General features: G+C 33.0%; 20 protein-coding genes. 8 read left to right on the top strand and 12 right to left on the bottom strand.

The genetic code is table 11. The annotated features are described in order from the left end of the window. The first annotated feature begins 226 nt into the window (after positions 1-226). From ABW637_RS14910 to ABW637_RS14925, 4 genes are all read left to right on the top strand, one after another. Positions 227-1,360: a DegT/DnrJ/EryC1/StrS family aminotransferase gene (locus ABW637_RS14910; RefSeq protein ID WP_367585512.1), complete on the top strand. Its 1,134-nt coding sequence runs from the start codon at positions 227-229 to the stop codon at positions 1,358-1,360. Beyond that, entirely contained in the window at positions 1,357-3,285 is a 1,929-nt protein-coding gene (locus ABW637_RS14915) for a polysaccharide biosynthesis protein (RefSeq protein ID WP_367585513.1), read from the top strand. The genes ABW637_RS14910 and ABW637_RS14915 overlap by 4 nt, the downstream gene beginning before the upstream one ends. Before the next feature lie 232 nt (positions 3,286-3,517). Continuing rightward, positions 3,518-4,306, top strand: coding sequence for a polysaccharide biosynthesis/export family protein (locus ABW637_RS14920; protein WP_367585514.1), 789 nt, complete (start codon positions 3,518-3,520; stop codon positions 4,304-4,306). Between the two features lie 5 nt (positions 4,307-4,311). Next, a complete protein-coding gene (locus tag ABW637_RS14925; protein ID WP_367585515.1) occupies positions 4,312-6,669 on the top strand; it encodes a GumC family protein in 2,358 nt (785 codons plus the stop codon). Here the strand turns inward: ABW637_RS14925 and ABW637_RS14930 are convergent. The 5 genes from ABW637_RS14930 to ABW637_RS14950 form a co-directional block, all read right to left on the bottom strand. Continuing rightward, positions 6,666-7,400 (bottom strand): tyrosine-protein phosphatase, encoded by a 735-nt coding sequence (locus ABW637_RS14930; protein WP_367585516.1) that lies wholly within the window; start codon positions 7,398-7,400, stop codon positions 6,666-6,668. The genes ABW637_RS14925 and ABW637_RS14930 overlap by 4 nt on opposite strands. Positions 7,401-7,549: 149 nt before the next feature. Then, positions 7,550-8,284: a head GIN domain-containing protein gene (locus ABW637_RS14935; protein ID WP_367585517.1), complete on the bottom strand. Its 735-nt coding sequence runs from the start codon at positions 8,282-8,284 to the stop codon at positions 7,550-7,552. Between the two features lie 23 nt (positions 8,285-8,307). Next, positions 8,308-9,405, bottom strand: coding sequence for a DUF4097 family beta strand repeat-containing protein (locus tag ABW637_RS14940; protein ID WP_367585518.1), 1,098 nt, complete (start codon positions 9,403-9,405; stop codon positions 8,308-8,310). Continuing rightward, the gene (locus ABW637_RS14945) at positions 9,386-9,943 is read right to left on the bottom strand and encodes a hypothetical protein (RefSeq protein WP_367585519.1); all 558 of its coding nucleotides are present in this window, start codon (positions 9,941-9,943) and stop codon (positions 9,386-9,388) included. Before ABW637_RS14945 ends, ABW637_RS14940 begins: the two co-directional genes overlap by 20 nt. Next, positions 9,940-10,488, bottom strand: coding sequence for an RNA polymerase sigma factor (locus tag ABW637_RS14950; RefSeq protein ID WP_367585520.1), 549 nt, complete (start codon positions 10,486-10,488; stop codon positions 9,940-9,942). Before ABW637_RS14950 ends, ABW637_RS14945 begins: the two co-directional genes overlap by 4 nt. A gap of 223 nt (positions 10,489-10,711) precedes the next feature. On the opposite strand from ABW637_RS14950, the gene lon reads away from it, so the two are divergent. Then, a complete protein-coding gene (gene lon, locus ABW637_RS14955; protein WP_367585521.1) occupies positions 10,712-13,162 on the top strand; it encodes an endopeptidase La in 2,451 nt (816 codons plus the stop codon). A 65-nt stretch (positions 13,163-13,227) separates the two neighbouring features. Here lon and ABW637_RS14960 read toward each other — a convergent pair whose 3' ends face one another. Then, positions 13,228-14,268, bottom strand: coding sequence for a rod shape-determining protein (locus ABW637_RS14960; RefSeq protein ID WP_367585522.1), 1,041 nt, complete (start codon positions 14,266-14,268; stop codon positions 13,228-13,230). 372 nt (positions 14,269-14,640) lie between these two features. Between ABW637_RS14960 and cmk the strand changes: the two genes are divergently transcribed. Further along, positions 14,641-15,339 (top strand): (d)CMP kinase, encoded by a 699-nt coding sequence (gene cmk / locus ABW637_RS14965; protein ID WP_367585523.1) that lies wholly within the window; start codon positions 14,641-14,643, stop codon positions 15,337-15,339. Here cmk and ABW637_RS14970 read toward each other — a convergent pair. Both ABW637_RS14970 and ABW637_RS14975 read right to left on the bottom strand, forming a co-directional pair. Then, positions 15,336-15,701: a hypothetical protein gene (locus ABW637_RS14970; protein WP_367585524.1), complete on the bottom strand. Its 366-nt coding sequence runs from the start codon at positions 15,699-15,701 to the stop codon at positions 15,336-15,338. The two genes, cmk and ABW637_RS14970, sit on opposite strands and share 4 nt — an antisense overlap. Positions 15,702-16,011: 310 nt before the next feature. Next, positions 16,012-16,389 (bottom strand): LysM peptidoglycan-binding domain-containing protein, encoded by a 378-nt coding sequence (locus tag ABW637_RS14975; protein ID WP_367585525.1) that lies wholly within the window; start codon positions 16,387-16,389, stop codon positions 16,012-16,014. A 150-nt stretch (positions 16,390-16,539) separates the two neighbouring features. On the opposite strand from ABW637_RS14975, the gene ABW637_RS14980 reads away from it, so the two are divergent. Then, positions 16,540-17,328 carry a tRNA pseudouridine synthase A gene (locus ABW637_RS14980; RefSeq protein WP_367585526.1) on the top strand — a complete coding sequence of 263 codons (789 nt, stop codon included), beginning with the start codon at positions 16,540-16,542 and terminating at the stop codon, positions 17,326-17,328. Positions 17,329-17,333: 5 nt separating this feature from the next. Next, positions 17,334-17,972, top strand: a complete 639-nt coding sequence (locus tag ABW637_RS14985; protein WP_367585527.1) for an MOSC domain-containing protein — start codon at positions 17,334-17,336, stop codon at positions 17,970-17,972. 13 nt (positions 17,973-17,985) lie between these two features. On the opposite strand, the gene ABW637_RS14990 is transcribed toward ABW637_RS14985, so the two are convergent. From ABW637_RS14990 to ABW637_RS15005, 4 genes are all read right to left on the bottom strand, one after another. Then, complete coding sequence (locus ABW637_RS14990; RefSeq protein WP_367585528.1) at positions 17,986-19,035, bottom strand: 2-dehydropantoate 2-reductase; 1,050 nt, start codon at positions 19,033-19,035, stop codon at positions 17,986-17,988. 14 nt (positions 19,036-19,049) lie between these two features. Continuing rightward, the gene (recQ, locus tag ABW637_RS14995; RefSeq protein ID WP_367585529.1) at positions 19,050-21,158 is read right to left on the bottom strand and encodes a DNA helicase RecQ; all 2,109 of its coding nucleotides are present in this window, start codon (positions 21,156-21,158) and stop codon (positions 19,050-19,052) included. Between the two features lie 158 nt (positions 21,159-21,316). Continuing rightward, positions 21,317-22,057: an SGNH/GDSL hydrolase family protein gene (locus ABW637_RS15000; protein WP_367585530.1), complete on the bottom strand. Its 741-nt coding sequence runs from the start codon at positions 22,055-22,057 to the stop codon at positions 21,317-21,319. 94 nt (positions 22,058-22,151) lie between these two features. Beyond that, entirely contained in the window at positions 22,152-22,562 is a 411-nt protein-coding gene (locus ABW637_RS15005; protein ID WP_367585531.1) for an EthD family reductase, read from the bottom strand. Between the last annotated feature and the right edge of the window lie 26 nt (positions 22,563-22,588).

Below are 22,588 nucleotides of genomic sequence, written 5' to 3' on the forward strand. Positions count from 1 at the left end.
TGATTTTTAAGTATTCTGTCTAAAAAGTTAAAATTTAAATTGATAATTGATTTAACTAACTTATTTTAGCTGAGGAAAATATATATTAAAAGTAATTTCAAAAAGGAAGTTTCTACCCCCTTCTTCCAGCATTTTTTAGATTGTCATGAAAAAGATTTTTGGTCATGGATTAATGTTTAATTCATAACCATATAGGATTTTTTTGTTCATTATTAATGGGAAAATTATGAATGCAATTGATTCAAAAAGGATATGGCTTTCTTCGCCGCATATGGGTGGGACAGAGCAAAATTTCGTAAAAGAAGCCTTTGATACAAATTGGGTAGCACCACTAGGACCAAACGTTGATGGATTTGAAAAGGATATAGAATCCTATTTAGATAATGACGTATATGCAGCAGCATTGAGTTCGGGTACAGCCTCTTTACATCTTGGATTAAAATTATTAGGAGTCACGGCCGGAGATGAAGTGTTATGTCAAAGTATGACATTTGCAGCATCGGCTAATCCTATAGTATATCTTGGAGCAAAGCCGGTATTTGTAGATAGTGAGAAGGAAACCTGGAATATTTGTCCAGAACAACTGGAAATAGCAATCAAGGATAGAATTGCTAAAGGAAAAAAGCCGAAAGCAATAATAGCAGTTCATTTATACGGAATGCCTTACCAGGTTGAAGCTGTTCATCAAATTGCTTCAGCATATAAAATCCCAATATTAGAAGATAGTGCAGAAGCCTTAGGGAGTTCGTATCACGGAATAAAGTGTGGGACTTTTGGGGATATTGCTATTCTTTCATTTAATGGGAACAAAATAATTACTACTTCTGGTGGCGGTGCTTTAGTTTCTAAAAACCAGAAACATAAAGAAAAAGCAATTTTCTTAGCAACGCAAGCCAGGGATGATGCTCCTCATTACCAACATTCTGAGATTGGATATAACTATAGAATGAGTAATATAACTGCAGGAATAGGACGTGGCCAAATGCAAGTACTTGATGAGCACGTTGATAACAGACGTAGAAATTTTGAATTCTATAAAAAGCATTTAAAAGATTCTTCTGAAATACGATTTTTAGAAGAACCGTCAGGCTATTATTCTAATAGATGGCTTACCTGTATAGAAACAAGTTCCTATAAATTAAGAGAAGGAATAAGGTTGTTATTAGCCGAAGAAAATATCGAATCACGGCCATTATGGAAACCCATGCATCAGCAAGCAGTATTTGCTGATTGTGAGGCTTACCTAAATGGAATTTCTGATGATCTATTTGATCGTGGACTTTGCTTACCCAGCGGGTCAAATCTTGAAGAAGATGATTTATATAGAATTGTATCAGTTATTAAAAATGTATTGAGATGATTAAGAACTTCCTAATAAACAACTCACATAAGCATGCATCTAAATGGTTAGTATTACTAATAGATGTTGCTATTACCATTTTTAATTTCTTTTTAGCCTACGTAATTAGATTTGGGATCACACTTGATTTTGATACTTCCAATTTAGTGTATCAAATACCAATTGTAGCCGGTTTGGCTGCATTAAGCTTTTTATTAATTGGTTCGTATAAAGGTGTGGTTAGACATACAGGAATGCGAGATGCGTACAATTTGTTTCTTGCAGTTACAGTTTTGATTGCACTTACTGGATTTTTAATGGTATCGAGTAGATTATCATTGATGCCAGAACTTCTAAATATTCCTGTATCGATAATTTGTACACATTACATGTTAAATATTATTACACTTACAACAAGTCGTTTAATATTTAAATATTGTTACTATTATATTAAATCAAAAATAGGTGAATCTTCAAGAATTCTGATTTATGGTGCCGGAGATTCTGGATTGATTACTCTGGCTGCGATTACAAATGATTCTAATAGGTCTTTATCGGTTTTTGGTTTTATTGATGATAATTCTCAAAAAATTGGTAAGACGATTAACGGTATTAAAGTATACTCGTCAAATTCTATTGATTACAACTTCCTTATTAAGAATAATATTAAGGAAATTGTAGTATCGATACCGCATATAAGCAAGAAAAGACTGTCTGAAATTTCTGATGAGTTGCTTAAACTTCCAGTGAAGGTGAAAATTATACCAGCTGTAAATGATTGGATAGATGGTAAATTAAAAGTTTCTCAGATTAAAGAAATAGAAATAGAAGATTTATTAGACAGAGCTCCTATTAATATGGATAATCAGAATATTAAAAGAGAACTTGATGATAAAGTAATTATGATTACAGGTGCTGCAGGCTCTATTGGTAGTGAGATAGCTAGACAAGCATCATTCTATAGCTATAAAAATCTAATCTTAGTAGACCAAGCAGAGTCTGCATTATATGATTTACAACAGGAATTGTTAAGTAAAGGGGTTGTTAATTTTACTCCAATAGTGGCAGATATTCGTGATCATCAGCGAATAGAAACAATTTTTGAGAAATATAGACCTAATATGGTTTTTCATGCTGCAGCATATAAGCATGTTCCTTTAATGGAGTCTAATCCATGTGAAGCTATAAAGATTAATGTTTTAGGAACCAGAAAACTTGCTGATTTATCATCACAGTTTGGCGTAGATAAATTTGTTTTTGTATCTACAGATAAAGCGGTTAACCCTACTAATGTCATGGGAGCCACAAAAAGAGTTGCAGAGATGTATATAAAGTGCCTTCATAGCACAAGTAAAACTAAATTTATAACGACTAGATTTGGTAATGTCTTAGGTTCTAATGGATCGGTAATACCACTTTTCAAAAAACAAATAGCAAAAGGAGGACCATTAACTGTTACTCATAAAGATGTAACACGATTTTTTATGACTATACCAGAAGCATCTCAACTGGTTATCGAGGCGGGTACTATGGGTAATGGAGGAGAGATTTTTATTTTTGACATGGGTGAATCTGTTAAGATATTTGATCTTGCAAAGAAAATGATAAGACTATCAGACCTTAGATATCCAGAAGATATTGATATCAAAATTACTGGTTTACGACCAGGGGAGAAGCTATATGAGGAGTTGCTGGCAGACACAGAAAATACATTGCCTACATATCACAAGAAAATTATGATTAGTAAGTTTGATGATAATGATTGTGCAAACGTAAAAGATAAAATAGATGATCTTTGTATTATGAATTTATTTAATCAGGATCATCAGATTGTTGGAAAATTAAAAGAAATTGTACCGGAATACATTTCTAATAATTCTACTTTCGAAAGTATAGATAAAATTAATAAGGACACGGTTCAGGCAAAACACAAGATTCTTGCTTAGATAATTGAGTGTAGTGTTTAGATAATTTTATTTTTATGGGGTAGTGGATTTTTCGATTACATATGATTGGTTATTTAGAGGAATTGTGTATACATAATTCCTTAGAATAGTAGTGTATTGATTATCGAAAAAGGAATAAATAGAAACAGATACAACAAAATTCCATTGCTAAATTAAATAAAGTTATATTTTTGTGAATCATTCCTTGATTTACCTTTAAAGTAATACGTATATGCGATGTAAATTTTTGTTTTTGCTGCTATTGTTAATTTCAGTTGTTTCCTGTAAAGTTCCTGGGGATGTAGTTTATTTTCAGGATTCTAAAGATTTGGAACAAATCACTTCAACAAATTCTTTTACTCCTGTATTTAAAGTAGATGATATCGTTAGTATATTAATCTCTGCTTCAGATATGGATGCAGCTAGGCCTTTTAATCTTATGGGAGGATCTTCTATAGCGAGTGGTGGAGCAGAAAATGGAGGAGCGAGTGCTGGTGGCGGTTCTACAGAACCTACGTATTTAATCGATGAAGAAGGGAATATTGATTTTCCTGTACTTGGAAGATTAAAGGTGGCTGGATTGACCCGTATTGAAGCAAAAGAGATAATTAAAGAAAAACTGAAAGTTTATATTAATGATCCTATAGTTAGTGTAAGACTTCAAAATTTTAAAATAACAGTGTTAGGTGAAGTAAGTAGCCCAGGTGCATATACCATCCCAAATGAACGAATAACAATAATAGAAGCTCTTGGTATGGCCGGTGACCTAACGATCAAAGGTAAAAGAGCCAATGTTATGGTGATCAGAGAAAATGAAGGAGTGAATACATACCATAGGGTAGACCTTACTTCTAAATCAATTTTTGAATCTCCTGTATACTATTTGGCTCAGAATGATGTTCTCTATGTTGAGCCTAATAATTCACAAATAAGAACGTCCAAAACAAATAGTAATACACTGGCCATTGTCTTGAGCGTGTTTGGTGTTGCAATTACTACAATTGGATTGATTCTAAGATAAACTATATGATTTCCAATACTAATAATACCCCAGAAACAAATAATTCATTTAATGTTTCATCTGGATTTGGCTTTAATCTTAGAGATCAAATTATAAAGTACTTTAAAAAATGGTATTGGTTTGCTCTTAGCGTCACCATTTTTTTTGCTTTAGCATATCTTAAAATAAGGTATACGATCCCACAATATAATGTTTCGTCTACTATAATGATATCTCAGGATGAAAACATAAGCGAATCTGAGCTTGCTGCATTCAAAGATTTAGGCTTAATAAATAATACTCAAAGTACAATCTCTAATGAGGTTCAAATCATCAAATCAAGGACTTTAATCACCAATGTTGTCAATAAGTTAAAACTTAATGTGAGGTATTTTTCTGAAGGAAGAATTTTGGAAATAGAGAATTACCCAAAATCTTTAATTGAAATTAATTTTTTGTCACATGATTCGATAGTTCATACGAAATCAAAAGTTTTTCATGTAAGAATCAATTCTAGTACTTCTTTTTCGTTTCTTAATGGAAAAGGTAAGTCGATTAGTGACCATTCTTTCGGTAATACTGTAAATGATAACACTGTTGGTGATATAGTAATCACTCCTAGCATTGATGATATAAAATCTAGTATAGGTAAAATTATAAAAATTCACATTACTCCGGTAAATTTGGTTACAGAAGCGTACAGAAATAAACTATTAATTTTACCACTAAAAAATTCATCTACGGTTAAACTTTCTTTAAACGATCCTGTTAAAGAAAAAGCAAAAGACATTATTAATCACCTTGTCGAAGAATACAATAAGTCTACTATTGAGAATAAAAAGCAGATTTCTGCGCGTACTGCAGAGTTTATCAATGAACGATTAAATCTTATTTCTGGTGATTTATCAGAGGTAGATGATGAGGCGGCAGGTTATTTATCCAAATACGGTTTAACTAGTGATATAAGTGCGCAAACACAGAGAGTAGCGGATATAGACACAAGAAATGTTCAGAGGATAGCGCAGTTAAATACTCAGCTTAATTTAATAGAATCTATGCGTAGGTTTGTATTAAGTCAAGAAGGAAGATATGATTTAGTGCCTGCTAATTTAGGTTTTGATGATACCACTATTTCAACAACAGTATCTCGATATAACGGGTTGATTCTTCAGCGTAAGCGATTATTAAAAACCTCTAGTGAGCAAAACCCTGTTGTAGTGAATATAGATCAACAAATAGATGGTTTACGTCAGGTTTTAATCGGGAGTTTGAATAGTTTAAAAAGCTCTATTAATATCCAATTAAATAGCCTTAGAACACAAGATAAATATTTTAGTGGCCAATTGTATAGCGCTCCAATACGTGAGAAGGAGGTAAGGGTTATAGAACGAGAACAAACCATTAAAGAGCAATTGTATCTTTATTTATTACAAAAAAGAGAGGAAGCCGAAATAACAAGTCACGTTACCCTATCTAATGCAAGAGTAATTGATAAGGCTTCTACTTTGAGCTCATACCCTGTATCACCTAATAAGAAGGTGATTTATGCAGGGGCAATATTTGTAGGTTTGCTTTTGCCTTTTATGGTGATATACCTATCTGATTTGTTTAATGTTAAGGTGAGCTCTAGAGAAGATCTTGAAAAAATACTTTCTATGCCTATTGTTGGATCTATACCCAAGATTAAATCAAAAAGTAGAATTGTTATTTCGCAGAATGATAGATCTGCAATTGCAGAGGCATTTAGGATTTTAAGAACCAATCTCGGTTTCTTGATGGCTGGAGCAAATAAAAATGTAGGTAAAGTTGTTTTTGTTACCTCTACCATCTCTGGTGAAGGAAAAACATTGGTGTCTTCTAATTTAGCTAAAATACTGGCTATTTCTGGTAATAAAGTTGCATATCTAGGAACAGATTTAAGAGATCCTAAATTTCATAAGTTTTTAGACCTGCCAAGAGGAAAAGATACGAAAGGCCTAACCAACTACATTATGAATGAGGATATTTTACCAGAAGATGTGATATATTCGGGTAAGGACGAAAATTCATTTGATGTTATTCCATCGGGTGCGATACCACCAAACCCTGCTGAATTGCTTATGCAACCTCGAGTAGAAAAGATGTTTAAGTATTTAGAAAGCAACTATGATTATATAGTTGTTGATACAGCTCCGGTAAGTTTGGTTACAGATACACTGTTGATTAGTCATTTTGCAGATCTTAGTATTTATATAGTAAGAGAAAATTATACGGATAAGAGAGTGTTACAAATTCCTGAGAATTTCTACAGAGAGAAACGATTACCTAACGTAGCTGTATTGCTTAATGCGGCGGGTAATAAAGCCGGGTATAACTATGGATACGGGTATGGTAAAAAGAGCTAGGAGAAATTAGAATTGTTTCTCATAAGTGCAGTTATCTTTTTAGCCACATTGGGATGAAACCCCTTTTCTAATATTCCTAATTGATGGTAATTATGTACATCTGTACCTGTAAAATCGATATATCCATGATCAATCATTTTTTTTGCAAAAGCCTTAATTTGATCTCCGTAATATCCTGTTAGGGATAATAAATTTAACTGAAACAGAAAACCGGATTTTTTCAATTCGTCGAATTTCTTTAAATCGTTATTGTAAAAAGTATATCGTTCGGGATGCGCTAATATAGGAGTATACCCAGCTAATTTAATTTCGAATACTATTTCATTAAGGTTAATAGGTACATTAAAAGTAGACATTTCTACAAGGATATAATTTTTGTACAGCGGGATAATATCATTTTCTTTTATTCTCTGATAAAATAAATCATCCATCATGTATTCTGCACTTGCCTCTAGTTCGATTGTTGTTATTCCTAAAGTAGGAAGAATGTTTTTTAAACTTTCTAACTCATTGCTTATAGTCTGCGACGAATTGGGCCATATCTCTTGTATAACATGGGGTGTGGTGATTATTTTTTTCGCACCAAGTTTTTCGAATTGTTCTAAAATGTAGGCAGATTGATATATTGTTTTTACTCCATCATCTATTCCCGGCAGTAAATGTGAATGAATATCAACATAACCATCAGGAATAATTTCATTAAAAGGAATTTCTTTTTTGTTTAAAAACAACAATGTAATTATGGTTGGGGTGAATTTATATAAAAATGTTTACTCACTAAATTAGTATGCAAAAGTAGAGATTTTAATATACATAAAAAAAACTGTTTAATGATTAAGAAGCATTAAACAGTTTAAATTATGTTTGTTTTTGTAGTGCTTTATTGTCTGGTAATATCCCCTGATCCGGATACTTTTTTATCCTCTAACTCAGGATTTCCCTTATATAGAATATCTCCAGATCCTGTAACACGTGCTTTTATCGATGACGTAGCAGTTACGTGTATATCTCCTGATCCAGTTACAGAAGCAATTACTTCTTTAGCTTGTAAGCGGTATGCTTCTAAATCACCAGATCCTGTAACCTTGCAATCAAAACTATCTGATGAACCGCTTAAAGACAAGTCGCCGCTCCCGGTGATATAACCTTCAGTGTTTTGGGCTTCAACATTTAATTTTACATCACCCGATCCAGATATGCCGGTTTTAAAATTTACAGTTTTTATTACATCTTTACTGTAGATGTCTCCTGATCCCGATAAAGTAACCTTATTTAAATCCTTAAAAGGTACTGTAACTACTAGTTTTTTACCATGTGATACTTTAAGATAATATCCTTTTTTTACATAAATTTTTAAAACATCATCTTCAACCTCGGTAAGCACATATTCTATAAGGTTGCTTTCTCCTTCTATCGTTATTTTTCCTTCGGTTCCAGATACTAATGATACATCTAGACTTCCTTTTAATTTAACTTCATCGTAATCAGAAATGCTTCTACTTTTAGTCGTCATTTCGCCATTACCACTTACTTTTTTACCGTTTCCCCACCATTGCGCTTGTAATGAGGTGATGTTACAAATTAGGATGCTTAAAATTACTATTGCTGTTCTCATTTGATTGAATTTTAATTTGTGTATTAGTTTTGTCTTAATTTAACTCCTCCATAACTCGAAGAAATATTGATTGTACTCCCGCTGTTTGATTTGCCTCTATATCCCTGATAGTCTTTTTTAGAGTCTTTCACATATTTTTTCTGAACATTGACACCCTCATCAACTTTGACGCCCCCATATGAAGTCTTAATTGCAAAATCAAAATTACAGTCACTTGCATACCCAATATCAACGCCTGTATAATCAGTTTTGATAGTTATATTTTTAAATGAAGGCTGTAGTGACTGTATATCAATAGAGCCGTAATCAGAATTAATACTTAACTCTTCAGATATACTTCCAATTTTTATTCCTATATAATCAGAGTCCCCATATACTTTACCAGCATTTTCTATTCGTAAGCTACCATAATCACAATTATAGTTTAGATGTCGTACTGATTTAAACTTTGATTGGGTGTAATCCGCATTTAGATCGATTTTATCACTATTTCCGACTTCAAGATCAGAATAGTCAGCATTAATCTTACCAGATTTCATAAATTTTATACTGCTGTTATTGGTGTAATCGATATTGATATAGTTGTCGTCTGCTAATAATTCTCCAATAATAATTTGACCGTAATCGCAATTAATTTTAGCGTTCCCTTCAATTTTATCTAGTGTAATACTTCCGTAGTCATTATTTAGATCCACACTATTCGTTTTGGGTACTTTTACGGTATAGTTAATTTTCATGTTTAGATTATTACCCCAGCCACTGGTCCACTTATCCCACCAAGAGCTATCGTTCTTATTAAAGGTAGTTTTGGCACTAACCAGTTGCGAAGAAGCATCAAATTCAACACCTATAGATTCCAGTTTTTTTATAACCTTCTCTTCATTATTGCCGCTTACTTTAATGTTAATTTCCATAACGATACGGTTTTCATTCCATGACGTAATATCCAAGTTACCGTAGTCATTACTAATTTTCAATAAGGCATCTTTATTTACTGAAAATTCTTTTTTTAACGTTTTTTCTTTAGTGTATTTTCCTTTTAGATCTCCATTATTATTTGCTATTGTCAACAGAGGTATAAATAGTAATAATAAGGTTATATTATAGTATAGAGTTTTCATTTTCTGATAATTTATATTCATTAATATCATTGATTTTTTGAAGCACATCTTCTAATAAATTAGCACGCTTCTGAAAGTTCTTGATCATAGCACTGATTACGCGTTTATCATTTTCACTACGAACAAGGTCTTTTTTTAGAGTCTCATAATCTGATTCTAGTTTTTCTATTTGAGTCATGGCATCAGTAACCAATTCCTTGGTTTCTTTAGAAGAGGCTTTATTAATTTCTTCTAACTGTATTTGGATAGCCGAAGTAAAAAAACTTTGGGTTTCTTGCATTTGCGGCGAAACACTAGCTAGTTCAGCTTCTTCGGTATCAGAAATTAAGTTCATGGTTGCTAACCCAAATAAAACAACAATCGAGGCTGCTATCGCTAATGGCTTGTACCAGTTTCGTTTTTTAGGCTGCAACGGTATAACTTTGTTTTGTTGCTGCAGTTTTTCTAAAAACCGTATTTGGTGATCAGCAGATGGCTCATGTATGTCTAATTGATCTTGCATACCCTTAAATAGTTTTTCTATTTTATCCTCTTTCATACCGGTTGTAATTTTTTTCGTAAGCTTTCTTTTGCGCGCGAAATAAGCGTACGACAATTAGAATATGATATATTCATGATTTGACAAATTTCTTCATAATCATACCCTTCAATAAAGTGTAATGATAATGCGGTGCTATAGCTGTCTTTTAGTTGGTTCATTGTATTAATTATTGTGTTTGCCTTTACAGCGGTCAAATCTTCTTCTGCAATTCCGTCTCCATCTGCAAGTGCATACTCGACAGTTTCTAGGGCTACGTCACGGTGTACTTCATTTTTCCGGACCGCCGTTAGACTTGAGTTAATCACTATTTTTTTTAACCATGCTCCAAACATTTTATTTTCAGTTAACATAGGCAACTTTGTAAAAGCTGTTAAAAAAGCCTCTTGCATTATGTCTTCGGCTTCAGCAGAATCTTTTAGAATCCTTAATGCTGTATTATACATTGCTTTATAATAGCGATTATAAATTTCTAGCTGAGCATTTTGATCTTGCTTACGACATCTCGCTATTAATTGCTCTGTATTTAGTTGGGTTAGTGACAAAAAAATCAGTTTTCTTTTTCATAAAGATATATATTGAAGAGATTTGTTACAGTTTTAAAATATTTTTTTTAAAGTTTATGGCATAACAATTGAAATATAAATAGCAAAACCAGGAATAACTTGCTATTTTAGTAGGTTTTATAAGGTTTTTTATATAGCTTATATTAATTTAATAAAGAATAGTTATTGTGTTGTAATGACAAAATGACTTTTACATAAACATATGACGAAAACGAAATTTACGACACTTGACAGTTTGTCATTTCAGGAAATAGACGAAGATGCAGAATTGATTCCTTTATTGACACCTGAAGATGAAGAAGAAATTGATAAAGAAGATTTACCAGAAATTTTACCCATATTACCACTAAGAAATACGGTTTTATTTCCAGGAGTCGTTATTCCGATTACTGCAGGTCGAGACAAGTCGATTAAACTAATAAACGAAGCTAATAATGGGAATAAAACCATTGGTGTAGTTTCTCAAAAAGAAGAAGGAGTAGAGAATCCATCTTTAAAAGATATTAATAAAGTAGGGGTGGTTGCTCGTATTCTAAGAGTATTAAAGATGCCCGATGGTAATACTACGGTGATCTTACAAGGAAAAAAGAGGTTTAAGATTAATGAAATCGTTAAAGAAAAACCGTATATCAAAGCTAAGGTTGATGAAGTTCCAGAAGCAAGGCCGGCAAAAGAAAATAAAGAGTTTAGTGCTATAATTGATTCAATCAAAGAATTAGCATTAGAGATCATAAAAGAAAGCCCCAATATCCCTTCAGAAGCATCCTTTGCAATTAAAAATATCGAAAGTAACTCTTTTTTGATCAATTTTGTTTCTTCTAACTTAAATCTTCCCGTAGAAGAGAAACAAAAGTTGTTAGAAGTTAATGATCTTAAAGAGAGAGCTTTAGCTACGCTGAAATACATGAATGTAGAGTTTCAGAAGTTAGAGCTTAAGAATGATATTCAGAGTAAGGTTCAGCATGATATGAGCCAACAACAACGAGAGTATTTCTTGCATCAACAAATGAAAACTATCCAGGAAGAACTTGGAGGTGTATCTCATGAAGATGAATTAGAAGAAATGCGTTTGCGTAGTAAGGATAAAAAGTGGGATGAAAAGATTCAAAAACATTTTGACAAAGAACTTGCCAAGATGCAACGTATGAATCCACAAGTAGCAGAGTATTCTATCCAACGTAATTATTTAGATTTATTCCTGGATTTACCATGGAATGAATTTAGTACCGATAAATTTGATTTAAAACGTGCAAAGAAAATATTAGATAGAGATCATTATGGTCTAGATGAGGTTAAACGACGTATCATAGAGTATTTGGCAGTGCTAAAACTACGTAATGATATGAAATCACCAATATTATGTTTGTATGGACCTCCTGGAGTTGGTAAAACTTCATTAGGAAAATCGATCGCCGAGGCATTGGGTAGAGAATATGTTAGAATATCATTAGGAGGCCTAAGAGATGAGGCAGAAATACGGGGACATAGAAAAACCTATATTGGCGCCATGCCAGGTAGGATTATTCAAAGCCTTAAAAAAGCAGGAACTAGTAATCCAGTATTTGTCTTAGATGAAATAGATAAGTTATCTGTAGGTAATCAAGGAGACCCGTCTTCAGCTTTATTAGAAGTATTGGATCCAGAACAGAATTCTGAGTTTCATGATAACTTCTTAGAAATGGGATTTGATTTATCTAAAGTGATGTTTATTGCAACATCTAACAGTTTAGGTACTATACAACCCGCATTAAGAGATCGTATGGAGATTATTAATGTAACTGGGTATACCATCGAAGAAAAAGTTGAAATAGCAAAACAACACCTGCTACCAAAACAGCTAGAGGAGCATGGTTTAAATGCAACTCATCTTAAAATAGGAAAACCACAACTCGAAAAAATAGTTGAAGGGTACACCAGAGAATCAGGAGTAAGAGGCTTAGAAAAGCAAATTGCTAAAATGGTACGTTTTGCAGCTAAAAATATTGCAATGGAAGAGAAGTATAATATCAAGGTCAGCAATGATGATATTATAGAAGTGTTAGGTGCTCCAAAATTAGAACGTGATAAATACGAGAATAATGAAATAGCTGGTGTAGTTACAGGATTGGCATGGACTAGCGTAGGTGGAGATATATTATTTATAGAATCTATTTTATCTAAAGGAAAAGGAACCTTAAGTATTACAGGAAACCTAGGAAAGGTAATGAAAGAATCTGCAACTATTGCTATGGAATATATAAAAGCAAATGCAGATGATTTAGGCATTAACCCAGGTATTTTTGATAAGTACAATGTGCATATTCATGTTCCAGAAGGTGCTACTCCAAAAGATGGACCTAGTGCCGGGGTTACTATGCTTACATCACTAGTTTCTCTATTTACACAACGAAAAGTGAAGAAAAGCTTGGCGATGACAGGCGAAATTACTTTGCGAGGAAAAGTGCTTCCGGTTGGTGGGATCAAAGAAAAAATCCTGGCCGCCAAAAGAGCGCACATAAAAGAAATATTGCTTTGCGAAGATAATAAACGAGATATCGATGAAATTAAAGCAGAGTATTTAAAAGGCCTTAAGTTTCACTATGTAAAAGACATGGAAGATGTTCTGAAGTTGGCTATAACAAAAACCAAAGTTAAAAACGCCAAAACACTTTAAAAATAGATATAAAAAAGCAGAACCTAGGTTCTGCTTTTTTATATCTATTTACTTAGAATGTGAAATTAACGCCTCATTTTTTCTACTAAAACACTAGAAAACTTGTCTAAGTTTTTTAGAACTATCTCACTACCTTTTACTACCGTTTTTAATGGTTTATCACCCAGATGGACAGGTAAATCGGTAGCTTTGGATAATCGTTCATCCAATCCTCTTAACATCGATCCGCCTCCCGTTAGATAAATACCCGAATTATAGATGTCTGCAGATAATTCTGGCGGAATTTCTGATAATGTTTCCAAAATTGCATTTTCAATTTGCGCAATAGATTTATCTAAACTCTTTTCAATTTCTTTATACGATAATGTAATTTGCTTAGGTTTTCCGGTAAGTAAATCTCGCCCTTCTACAGCCATATTTTCTGGAGGAAATTCTAACCTATCAACAGCAGCCCCAATTTGTATTTTTATTTTCTCTGCCATGTACTCTCCTATATGAAGATTTCGAGACTCTCGGATATATTGTACTATATCTTCATTGAATGTATTACCTGCTATTTTAACAGATTGTCCACTAATAATTCTTCCTAGAGAGATAATAGCAACCTCTGTGGTACCACCACCAATATCAACAATCATATTCCCTTTTGGTTCTAAAACATCGATACCTCCCCCAATAGCGGCTGCAATTGGCTCATGTATCAAGAAAACATTTTTGGCATTAAGACGTTTTGCAGATTCCTTTACGGCACGCATTTCTACTTCTGTACTCCCACAAGGAATAGAAATGATCATATTATAAGAGGTTGTAAAAACCGATGCATTAATAGAAGATAGCTTTTTAATAAATGCTTTTAGCATCTTCTCTGAAGCATCAAAATTTGAGATCACTCCATCCTTAAAAGGGTAGATTGTTTTAATATTTTTATTAATCTTACCTCTCATCATACCCGCTTCTTTACCAACGGCTATGATTTTTCCTGTAATTTGATTTATGGTTATAATTGAAGGGTTATTTACTGCTATTTTACCCTTATGTGTAATAAGCGTATTTGAGGTACCTAGATCTATTGCAATCTTATCTGTTAAAAAATCAAAGAAGCCCATAGTGTATTTGATTTGGTTAATGTATGTTGTAGATCTCGGGGGATCCGGTATTAAGAGTAACTTATATCCATGCAATAAACGTTTAAAGGTTTAATAACTTCGATAAAGTGTAATTATTGTGTTTTGTTGATGTTTTTTACTAGTACGGTGCGTTTTATTTTTAACGGTTTCAGATGTATTCAATTTGGTATAGAACCGGTATCTATCTACTTCATTGAGTAAAGGAAAAAAAGATGGGGAAATTAGAGTATAAATACCTTTTTTATATTTGTTATAACTTTTTTCATATAAATCATCTTTTCAGGCTAGTTTCATTTATTTTTGATTTTGAAGAGGTAAGTACATTTATTTCTAACATAAACTTTCTAAGATTTGAGCGATAAGAAGATAATTATAGCTATTGATGGTCATTCTTCAACAGGAAAAAGCACAGTGGCAAAACAGTTAGCTAAAGCATTACAATATATTTATGTAGATACGGGCGCTATGTATCGCGCGGTTACCCTATATGCGATGAGAAATAATTTTATTGATGAGCTTCAATTTAATCAAGAGGAATTGGAAAAAAAATTACCTAATATCAATATTAATTTTGAAATCAATCCAGACACAGGCTTAGCAGAGGTTTTACTTAATGGAGAGAATGTAGAACATGAAATTAGGACATTAGCAGTTTCTAAACATGTAAGTAAGGTCGCAGCGGTATCTGCAGTTCGAAAAAAATTGGTTGAGCAGCAACATCAAATGGGAATAGAGAAAGGAATTGTTATGGATGGACGGGATATAGGGACGGTAGTTTTTCCGAAAGCAGAACTTAAGCTGTTTATGACTGCAACAGCAAAAGATCGTGCAGAACGTAGATTTTTAGAACTTAAAGTTAGAGATGAAAATATCACTTACGAGGATGTTTTGAAGAATGTAGTTAATAGAGATCATATCGATAGCACAAGAAAAGACTCTCCTCTTCGACAAGCAGGTGATGCCATCAAAATAGATAATTCTAATCTTACACTACAAGAACAATTTGAGCAAATTTTACAGCTTGCCAAAACCGCAATTGCCAGAGGTTAATCTATTGTAAGTGTATTAGAATCTGAAACATTATTTCCTTTATTGTCATAATCAATAATCACTCTGGATTTGTAAAACTTAAAATCGTCTTTTAACCATTCGATAAGTTCAGAATACTCATTTTCGTTTCGTAGCATCATAATGCGGTTCAACCTTAGTAAATGGTCCTCTATCTGAATGTATTTTTCGATTGTGGTATCCGAAATTTCAAAAAAAGGCTTTTCGTCTAGTATTTGATATGATTTACCATTGTTCATTACGACCAGATCTTTTGACTCATATAGTATCGAAGTTTTAGATAAAGACTGACCATATTGCACTATAGAAAATAGTGTAAAAATTAAAAGTAGATATTTATTCATTGAAGTTGAGTATAGGTTATTAACACAAAATTACGGTTTTACCGTATTTTTATATGCAATTTTGCAATTTTTAATGGTGTTTTTTCGATGAAATACACAATTTACCTAATTTTACAAGTATAAAAATAATCGAAATACTAATGTTTTCTTATAAAAAAATCATTTTATTGATAAGTGACAGGGGTCTTAGATCGTAGATGTTGCATATTATGGTTGCGATCTATATCCTATTAGAAAAGAATGTTTATATAGATAAAAAAAAGACCACTTACTAGTGGTCTTTTTTTCTTATTATAAGTGAATCTTATCTTTATAGATTAGGGATAATTAATTCCTGATCAGGATGAATGATATCAGGATTTTTTAAAATATTAGTATTGGCCTCAAAAATAGCTTTGTATTTCATCGGATCACCGTAATAATGCTTAGCGATTTTACTTAATGACTCTCCACTTTTAACCGTATGTTTGTGGTATATAGAAGTATCAGCTACTTTAATGTCAGCCACAATATCAGAAGGAGAATCACCACCTATTTCTTTGATTTTATCCCAAAGTTGATTTTTTTCGTATTGAGTGTTTGCAGTCCCTTTTATTTTAAGAGTTCCATTGTCTTCAGATACATCACCATCTTGAATATTTAACTTTTGTCCTAAGTCTAATACACCTTGATATTTAGCTTTTACCATAACTAAGTTGATTTTAAATTATTAAATTGATTTACTCAAATATAACAAATTACAACGTTGTTTTTGCATAATTTTGGGATTAAAAATCACTAAATAATCGTTGAAATACATAATTTATCTATATTCGGATAGATTTTAATTTTTTGCTAGATGTTTCGAAAACGCTTCTATTATCTTATCCAACTGCAATATTTAGGATTTAGATACCACGGTTGGCAAAAACAACCTAAAGTCAACACGCTACAAAGAATGGTTGAGCGTACTATAAACTATGTTTTGGATTCTAATGATTTCAAGATATTAGCTGCCGGAAGAACCGATGCAAAGGTTTCTGCAAATCAAGCTTATATAGAACTATTTGTAGATCACGACCCTCTTGATCTTGATGTTTTCTATCCCTTGTTCAATCAAAACTTACCACAAGATATAAGAGCAATATGTATCGAAGAGACCGATGAACATTTTAATATTATTCAATCGCCAAAGATCAAAGAATATCTGTATTTGTTTTCATTTGGATCAAAATTTCATCCTTTTTGCGCTCCATTTATGTACAATGTTGCCGAGGAACTTAACATAACTTTAATGCAAGAAGCGGCAAGATTGTTTGAAGGAAAACATAATTTTAGATCCTATTGTCATCGCCCTTCAGAAAACACAATTCTTGAAGGAGAAATTACACATTGTGAAATAAAGAGAAATGACCTCTATACGGCTAGTTTTTTCCCTAAAGAAAGTTATTTGTTACAAGTCAAAGGCGAAGGATTTAAAAGAAATCAAATCCGATTAATGATGGGTGCGCTTGTAGATTTGGGGAAAGGAAAAATAAATATAGATTTTATTAAGAAGACTTTAAATCCCAATGCAGAAGAAATTGTCTTAGAACATATAGTACCTGGCTCTGGATTAATACTAAATTCTGTCGAACTTAAATCATAAAATACATGAAAGTTATTGCTACCAATATCGCCGAAACAAAAATTATTTCCTGGAGAGGTAAAGAGGTGAAGACAGGAATTTATAAGTATCCTGTTAGTAAACCCATTTATTTGGATAAAGAAGATGTTGAAGGCGATCATGTAATCGATAGAAGATATCACGGTGGAGTTGATAAAGCATGCTATTTATATGCCGCTGATCACTATTCATATTGGAAAGAAAAATATCCAGATCTGGACTGGCAACACGGAATGTTTGGCGAAAACCTTACAGTTGATGGATTTGATGAGTACAACATAAAGATTGGAAGTATTTATAAATTGGGAGAAGCAGTCGTGCAGATTTCACGGCCCAGACAACCTTGTTATAAATTAGGAGTTCGTTTTGAGGATCAAAAAATTATAAAACAATTTATTGATTCTTTGTTTTCGGGCGTATATGTTAGAGTTTTGACACCTGGATTTGTAACTACTAATGATGAATTTGTCATAGAAGAAGAGCATAGTACAGGAATAACAATCGCAGAACTGAATACGTTAATGTTTCATTACGAAGAAGAAAAACATAAAGATATCTTAGATAAAGCTTTAATGGATCCACTGGTCTCTTATAGTGATAAGAAGTACTTTTCAAAGAGAGCTTAAGTACTTACAAAATCTAGTGGTTCCCTTTCTTTATTTCATGCAATAACTCTTTGCCAGAGATTACTTTTCTTGGTGTTTTTTGTTCGTTCGTTTGTTCTATTTGTTTGATAAGCGATATGATTTTTTGATTTGCAAAACAATTGATTTTTAATTCTTCTGCAATGTTTACAATAGCTCCATTTAGATATTCTATTTCGGTCGTTTTACCTTGAGATAGGTCCCACCACATTGAAGTTCTTACCGTTGGATCAATTGCCAACATTTTGTTAGCCACAATAGTAAATAAGAAATTAGGTAAACCAAGTACGGTTGGAATAAGTTGGGCGGGTACCGCTGTCAATTTAGGTAGTTTAATATTTAGGGCTTTGGTTACAGAAAGCAGTTCTTTCATTAGTGCTGCAATGACCAAACGATACTCACGCTGTTGTAGCATTTTTTTTACAGGGATGTCGGCTAAAGCATTTATGCTATTACCTAGATTTAATTGTAGTTTGGCCCATAATAATTCTTGCATTTTTGTGGTTTGAGCTACAGGCATAATTGGAGTAGTAAGCCGTAGTACCAAGGGGCAAATAAGCTCGTTTAGTTGAGTTGTTGTTTCAATGTATAATGTACCCTCTGATCCTCGATGCAAATGCCCTGGGCTTGGTTCGGAAACGTTAAAAGGTACCATAACTCGTAATACCGTATGGTTAGGGTATTGTCGTTGTATTACTTTTTCAGAACCCAACCCATTTTGACAACAAAAAATTATGGTATTAGGGCCAACCAAAGGAGAAATATCTTTGCTTGCTTGATCTATCCCTGTACATTTTACAGTAATCCAAAGAAAATCACAGAAATGCTCTTTGTTCGGTTCTTTTAGCCCATCTTTTTCAGTTAAAAAATGAAGAGTTTTTACCTTTTTTTCATTTCCTAAATAATCGGTTAGTTTAATACCATTGCTCAATTTTTGCCGAACACTAGGTCTGCAAACCAGTGTCGTATTTATGTTTAAAGAAGTAAGTACACCTCCTAAAAAACCGCCAATTAATCCGGCCCCAAAAATGATGTGAGATTGCATAGATGATTTAGGTGTTAGTTTTCTTCTAAAATTGTTAACGCTAATTTGATTGTATTATACTCAATGGCACCTTCAAAATGATCAAAATATGGTTTTAAAGTAGTGGGGCTTTCTAATGTTTCTTTGGCTTTTTTGATCGTACCAATATCTTCTTTACTTATAAATTGTGTTAGATCAATATTTTCGCCATCGGTATACAATTTCATAATATGAGAAAAAATGGTCGACTGTGCTAATTGTCTTTTGATCGCTATTTCTTCTATAGATAAGCCTTCCTTATATAAACTTAATGTCTCTTTATGTGAATTTCCTTTATTGGATTTTTTCTTCTTTTTTGTCTTTTCTGCCGAAAAATCAATAATAGTTTTTATGAATTGATATCCATAATTTTGCATTTTTTGCCTTCCAACACCACTTATTTGCAGGAATTCATCATCACTCATGGGACGGTGTTGTTCCATTTCCTTTAGTGTAGCATCACTGAAGATCTGATAAGCAGGAATTCCTGCCTCTTTAGCTAATTCTAATCTAAGTGCTCTCAATTTTTCGAATAAGGTATTCGCTTTGGTCTTATTAGATAATTGAGCAACAACTTCTTTAGCTTTTTCTATGTCTTTAAGGTTAGCTAAACTTATTTTTTCACCTTCAAATAATACTTTTTTAGAGAGCTCAGTTAGTTTCAGTTTATTGTTTTGATGAAATGCGATTTCCAGATATCCTTGATTGATTAACTGAATAATATATTGTTGCCAATCTCTCCATGAAATATCATTACCTATACCATACGTTTTTAGGTTCTGGTATTCTTTATCATATACTGCCGCGTTTTGAGCCCCCCGTAACACATCGATAACCGTACCTATGGGTTCCTGTTCTTTGATTCGAGTTACAGTCGATAATGCTTTTTGAGCAACGATTGTCCCATCAATAAAAGTAGGAGGGTTTTTACATACATCGCAATTACCACAATCTTCTTGGATTAATTCTCCAAAATAGCTTAATAAAATTTTACGTCTGCAACTTAAAGATTCAGCATATTGTTTCATACGATCCAATTTGGCAAGCTGTACTTCTTTGTTACCCGACATATCTGCAAATTTTTGCAGTTGCACTACATCGGCATAACTATGAAAGAGTAGAGTAGAGGATGGTAATCCGTCACGACCTGCACGGCCAATTTCTTGATAATAGCCTTCAATATTTTTGGGTAAGTTATAATGAATCACCCAACGAACATTGGATTTGTCAATTCCCATTCCAAAAGCAATGGTAGCACAAACGATTTGAACAGTATCATTAATAAACCCTTCTTGTGTATGAGCTCTTTTCTGATGATCAATTCCTGCATGGTATGCTTCAGCTTTAAAACCTTGACTTTGTAGTTTTTCGGCTAGCATTTGTGTTGTTTTTCTACTAAGGCAGTATATAATTCCACTATCATTAGGTTTATCTTGTAGAAAATCAATGATTTGTTCAATTCTTTTATTTCCGGGACGTACCTCTAGGTTCAGGTTTTCTCTATCAAAAGAGGCTAAATGTTGTGTTGCATCAGGAATGTTAAGTTGATTACAAATATCTTGTCTGGTAGCTTTATCAGCAGTGGCGGTTAATGCTATAACCGGAGTTTCTGGAAACCTGTTTTTAAGATATCCCAATTGTGTATAAGCAGGTCTAAAATCATGCCCCCAGGCCGAAATACAATGTGCTTCATCAATAGCAATTAAACTAACGGTTATTTGTGAGAGTATGGTGTCTAAAAAACTTAAACTCTCTGGCGCCACATACAAAAGTTTGATTTCTTTGTCGAGGAGTTTTTGGTAGATTTCTTGTTGTTCATTTTCATGCTGACTACTATTGATAAATGCAGCTTGTACACCATTGGCCAATAATCCATCTACTTGATCCTTCATTAAAGCAATCAAAGGTGAAATTACCAAAGTTACACCAGGTAACAATAAAGCTGGAAGCTGATAGCAAATAGATTTTCCTCCGCCAGTCGGCATAATCACAAGGTTGTCATCACCCTCAAAAATGGAATTTATTATTTCTTCCTGTAACGGTCTGAAGCTATCATAACCGAAATATTCTTTTAAAATATGTAAGATTTCTCTTGATTCTGGCATAAGTGCAAAGGAACAAAAATAGCTTTAGAAAATAAATAAAGTACACTATTTAGATACATTAGATTTTCTAAAGCTGAATCTGTTCGCGGTTTAAAATTAATAATGCCGCAAGGATAAGAAATATCAGTTTCATTTTTTGAAACTGAGTAGTTATTAAATTATTGCTTTTCTATAAATTGAGTGATGGCATTATAATATCGGTCGGCTACAACTTTTGCACCCTCTACGTTGTAATGTACTTCATCTGCCATGTAGGTATCTTTCCATCCTGTTGCCATGTCTACAACAATTACTTTAGAAGTTGTAGTGGTTTGTTGGTCCCCAACACCGGTGATACTACTATTAAATTCATTAAATAAGGCAGTAAATTCGGGCGTCATAAAATCCGATCTACCCGGTGCGATTTGTTCTAAGAAAATTGTAATGTTGTTGTTACTACCCTGTAGAATGTCTATAATTTGATTAATATTAGTAATTGCATTTGAAACAGTGCTTCCTCCCGTTAGGTCGTTACCGCCAATTCCTATCAAAACTACATCTGGAGTTCCTGAAGTTAATGCTTCTTGAATATTGTTTATAATATCCCGGGTTGTAAAACCACCAACTCCAGCATGATCATTATCAAAACTCATATTCATAAATTGGGGATAGCTGGCATCGTCTTTTAATGGTCCCGTAAAATCAAATTCCCAATTATTAGTAACCAGGTTTTTCCATAATTCATATCGATAACTTTCAAACTCGGGTCTTGCGCCTTCTATTCTAGAATCACCCAAAGGCATGATTTTTATTCCGCTACCTACAGTGGGATTTGGAATATTGTTATCATCTTCAGAACAAGATATTGTAATAAGTAATCCTAAAAATACTAATGCTTTAAATTTTGTAATCAGTTTCATATTATAAGTTTGTTTTAGCTAATAACAGATTGAAACGTTTTTACCCTAACAAGAAATAAAAAAAAAATAAATATTAATATTTTGGAATAGCGATTCATCGGAATACCTCACTAATTTGAACAACCGGCTGAATATTGGTATAGTTCGGGATATCGCCAACAATTTTTTCAGCATTTGGTCCGAAAGAATTTTGATAGGCTGAAAGCGTGTCAAAGTACAAATATCCAATAGCTAAATAGGGTATGGGTTCATCGGGCGTACGGCCGGCTATTCCCTTATCAATTGCTAACAGCTTCAGTGAGTCACCTAATACACGTGCAACCATGGGCATGTGGGTATTGGAATAGTAATCCATATCAAATGTTTTTCCGTCATCGTTTGGATATAGGATCGTTACTTTGAGCATGCCTTTTTTAATTTTAGAAGTATCACTTGATGTAGTTTGTTGGCAGCTGGTAAGAATTACCATGCTTACAAGGGTTAAAAGGATAACTTTGATTTTCATTTTGATGAGATTTAATGATTTCTATA

Origin of the sequence: Aquimarina penaris (assembly GCF_040786285.1) — a bacterium.
In the GTDB taxonomy this organism is placed as follows: Bacteria; Bacteroidota; Bacteroidia; order Flavobacteriales; family Flavobacteriaceae; genus Aquimarina.